We start from the raw sequence: 4823 nt of genomic DNA, 5'->3' as shown, positions 1-4823 counted from the left end.
CGCCGGTTCCGACAGCCAGCCGCTGCTCATTAAAGTTGGCGACCAAATATGCCTGACGCCGCCCATGGGCTGGAACAGTTGGAATTGCTTCGCCGGCGCAGTCGATCAGGAGAAAGTGCTGGCCGCTGCCCATGCGATGGTCGACAAAGGCCTGATCAAGCATGGCTGGACGTACATCAACATCGACGATACGTGGCAAGGCGATCGCGGCGGGAAATTCAATGCCTTGCAAGGAGACAAAAAATTCCCCGACATGCAAAAGCTGTGCGACGAAATTCATGCCCTTGGTCTGAAGCCGGGAATATACTCCACGCCGTGGGTTACTTCGTACGCCGGCTATCCGGGCGGATCGGCAGAAAACCCCGAGGGCAAATGGGAACCTCCCCCTAAGCAAAAGCAAGTTAATAAGAAAATCTTGCCGTGGGCCGTTGGTCAATATCCATTCGCCACGAACGATGCCCAACAATGGGCCGCCTGGGGTTTCGACTATTTGAAATATGATTGGAATCCGATCGAGCCGCCGCAAGTTGAAGAAATGGAAAATGCAATTCGCCAAAGTAAACGGGATATCGTGCTCAGTTTGTCCAACAGCGCACCATTTTCTGGCGTGGAAGATTGGGCGCGGTTATCGAATGCTTGGCGCACTTCCGGCGATATCCGCGATAATTGGCAATCGATGAGCAGCAAGGGATTCGGCGAAGACAAATGGGCCGAATATGCCGGGCCGGGACACTGGAACGATCCCGATATGCTCGTCGTCGGAATGGTTGGGTGGGGACCGAAGCTCCACGCCACCAACCTGACTGCCGACGAACAGTACACGCACATCACACTGTGGTCCTTGTTAGCGGCGCCACTCCTGATCGGATGCGACATGACGCAATTAGATGATTTCACCCTCAGTTTATTAACCAACGATGAAGTCTTGGCGGTGAACCAAGATCCCTTAGGCAAACAGGCGACTCACGTCAAAGACGACAAACCCTCTGGCATCGAGGTCCTTGCCCGGCCTTTGGCTGATGGCACGTTGGCTGTGGGGTTGTTTAACCGAGGCCGGTATGAGCTTACTCCTCCGTCGCGGCCCAAAGCCAATCAACAGGCCTCCGTGCCTGTTTGGAAATTGACGGATCTCGAAACCAAAAAGACGACTGAGTTCGATACCGAATCAGAAGCAAAAGCCGCGCTGGAAAAAGTGGCCGACTCCGCCGAGGCAACGGTCACTTGGACAGATTTGCATTTAACGGGATCGCAAATGGTGCGCGATTTATGGCGGCAGCGAGACCTTGGTCAGATTGACGATCATTACACCTGCACAATTCCGTTTCACGGCGCCGTGATGTTAAAGATTGGCAAGGCAGACCGGTAAAAAAAGCCAATCCGCTGCGGACAGGCATGGGGTTTTACGGAACAAGGGGAGCGCCGAGATGTTTCGTCTCGGAAATTCTTGGCGACAAGGTGCTAATCGCTTGCGGCGTCAATGCCGAAGTGCTTTAGCGTCACCGCGCAAGTTCGAACTGCTCGAAAGCCGCAGGCTGCTGGCAAACAGCTCATTGGTCTATCCGGACGCCGATGGGCATTTGGTTTATGTCGCCGATCCGCAAGGAAATGTCATCCCCAACTTTTCCACGGTTGGGTACATGACCGGCGACGTTCCCCTGCCCGATACAACCGGCGGCGTGTCAGTGCCAGTGATGGCGACTGTCAATCCTGGCGCAGCCGGAGTCGACATGACGACGGCCATTCAAAACGCCATCAACACCGTATCGGCCATGTCCATGCAGAGCAATGGCTTTCGTGGCGCGGTTTTGCTGACCGCAGGCAATTATCCAATCAGCGGCGCACTGACTATTTCCGCAAGCGGCGTGGTGCTGGAAGGGCAGGGGAACAACGCTGCTGCGGGCACTCGCCTGGAAGCTACCGGAATCACACAGCGTGTGCTGATTACGGTCGCTGGCAGCGGATCAATGTCGACCGTTTCCGGCACCACGCACAATATTACGAACAGCTATGTGCCGGTTGGAGCAACTTCCTTCACAGTTGATAGCACAGCGAATCTGCACGTTGGCGATACCGTAATTGTATCGCGGCCCAGCACGCAAGCCTGGATTAACGCCATCGGCATGGAAACGCTAACGAACCCATGGACGCCGGGGAGCAAAAACTTGAATTCGGATCGTGTCATTACCGCGATCAATGGCAGCACCATCACTATCGACGCGCCGCTAACTCAGGCGTTAGATCAACAATACGGCGGCGGCACCATTTTCAAGTACACCTGGAGCGGTCGCATTTCGAACGTCGGCATTGAAAATCTCTACACCTATTCCGACTTCACCGGCACGACCGATACCAACACGACTCATGCCACCGGCTCCATTTTTATGGACAAGGTTCAAAATGCTTGGGCGGAAAATATCACGTCGGATAATTTTGCAACGAATGTGATTACCACCGGCAGCGGTGCTAAGTGGATTACGTTCGATCACATGACCGTTCAGAATACCAGCCAGGCACAAAGCAACATTGACGATGCGCCGTCCGGTTTTGGAAATTCCGGCCAGGAAATCCTCTACGAGAACGGCGTATTCACGAACGCCTATCATGCAATCTCGATGGGGGGCAGCGTGCCGGGCCCCAACGTGTACACCAACATCACCATTACCGATCCGCTGGAAGGCGCGCTCGGGCTTTCGCACAGTCGCGATGAAACCGGACCGCATCAGCGCTATGCCACGGGCGGATTATTCGACGATGTTTCCGATACCGATTGGATTAATATTCGCAACGCCGGCAACGAAGGCTCTGGACACGGCTGGCAGGGCGCCAATTTCGTCCTGTGGAACGTGAATGCTCGGACCGACGTTTCTAGCCCGCCCACGGCGCAAAACTGGATTATCGGCGGTAGTGGCAGCACATCGGAAGGCACCGGTGAGTATAACGCGCGCGGCAGCACCGTTACGCCGTTGAGCTTGTACAGCGCGCAGTTAATGGATCGTTTAACACCGACCGTGGCCACACCGGCTGCAGCAGCGCCAGGCACGGTGGCGGGAAAAACGACAACCTTATCGGTATTGGGCGCCGATGCGGCACCTGAATCGTTGCTAACCTACACCTGGTCGACCGTATCTGCGCCGACGGGTGCGCCAGTAGTCACATTCAGTGCCAACGGCACGAACGCCTCGAAAAGCGCCACGGCCACGTTCGGCCAAGCGGGCACTTACACGTTCCAAGCCGCAATTCAATACCCGGGCGGCTTCTCAGCAACCAGCAACGTCAGCGTCACTGTCAATCAAACCCTGACGGCAATGAGCGTCCTGCAGAGCAATTTGTCAATTAACGAAAACACACCTCAGCAATTCGTCACCGCGGCAACCGATCAATTTGGCAATCCCATGGCAGCCTCGGTTATCTGGAGCGCCACAGGCGGTTCCATCTCCACCGGAGGCTTGTACACTTCCGGCACGACGCCAGGCAGCTATCAAATTACCGCCACGAGCGGCTCAGTCATCGGGTCCACGGGAATAACTGTAACCAGCGCGGCGGCGGTTATTTCTGCCGCGGCTGCAGCTTCGCCGACACAGATCTCTGCCACGACAACCGCGCTTTCTGTTTTAGCTCTGGGAGACAGCGGGCAGACTGATTTCACTTATACCTGGTCGGTGTCGAGCTTGCCCGGCGGCGCGCCGATGCCAATCTTCAGCGCCAACGGAACCAATGCCGCCAAAAACACCACGGCTACTTTTTCGCAGGCTGGCTTGTACACGTTCTTGGTGACCGCAAGCAACGCGGGCGCGAGCAACGCCACGAGCAGCGTCAGTGTCGTGGTGAATCAAACGCTCACTAAAATTACCGTTGCGCCAGCCACGGCGGGCCTTAATGAGCATGGAACGCGCCAATTCTCCGCGTCTGCCACCGATCAGTTCAACCGTCCTGACTCGGTCAATCTTACTTGGACATCCGGCGGCGGCGCGATCACTAGCGGCGGTTTTTTTACTGCCGGAACCACTCCAGGAAATTTTGTGACGACCGCCACTAACGGGTCAGTTTCAGGCACTGCAAACGTCACCGTCAGCAATGCCGTGCCGACGATTGCGGTTGCCGCCAGCTCAGCAGCCTCGCCGGTTTTAAACGCGTCAACCAATTTGAACGTGTTAGGCAATGACGATGCCGGCGAAACGAACTTAATTTACACCTGGACGGTCTCCGCGAAGCCCACGGGCGCTGTAGCGCCCACGTTTGCCTTGAACGGCACCCACGCGGCGAAAGGCAACGCGGCTACATTTTTCGCGCCGGGGTCATATACATTTTTAGTGACCGTGACCGATGCCGGCGGTTTGTCGGCAACCAGCAGCGTGACGGTTTCTGTTCAATCTTCCATTCACAGCATTACGGTAACTCCCACTACCGCCAGCGTGGGCACCACGAAATCGCAGCAATTCATGGGCACTGCCTTCGATCAATTTGGCGTCGCACTAACCACACAGCCTACGTTTACCTGGGCGATTGCCGGTGGGGGCGCGGGCGGCACGGTCAGCACAGCCGGCTTGTATACCGCACCTGCCAACACTGGCGCCGATTCAATCACCGCGACCAGCGGTTTGTATGTTGGCACCGCTACCGTAAATGTGATTCCTTCATCACTGGGGATTTTTACATCCGCCACCGATGTTGGAGCGCCGACGCCGGCTGGGAGTTCCAATTTCAACACGACGAGCGGTGTGTACACGGTGGCCGGCGGCGGGAACGATATTTCGGGCACGTCGGACCAGTTCCAGTATCTGTACAAAACCGTGACCGGCGATGCCAGCATTACGGCCGAAGTC

2 protein-coding genes are annotated in these 4823 nt (G+C 56.3%); both read left to right on the top strand.

The annotated features are described in order from the left end of the window. Positions 1 to 1366, top strand: a 1366-nt coding sequence (locus tag VFE46_05675) for a glycoside hydrolase family 27 protein (GenBank protein HZZ27479.1), incomplete at its 5' end; no start/stop codon positions are given. 58 nt (positions 1367 to 1424) lie between these two features. Further along, positions 1425 to 4823 (top strand): hypothetical protein (locus VFE46_05670; protein HZZ27478.1); only part of this gene is annotated, 3399 nt, incomplete at its 3' end.

The organism is Pirellulales bacterium (genome assembly GCA_035656635.1).
GTDB lineage: Bacteria > Planctomycetota > Planctomycetia > Pirellulales > JADZDJ01 > DATJYL01.
The sequence above is the reverse complement of the archived record's forward strand: the minus strand, read 5'-3'. Positions and strand labels throughout refer to the sequence as shown.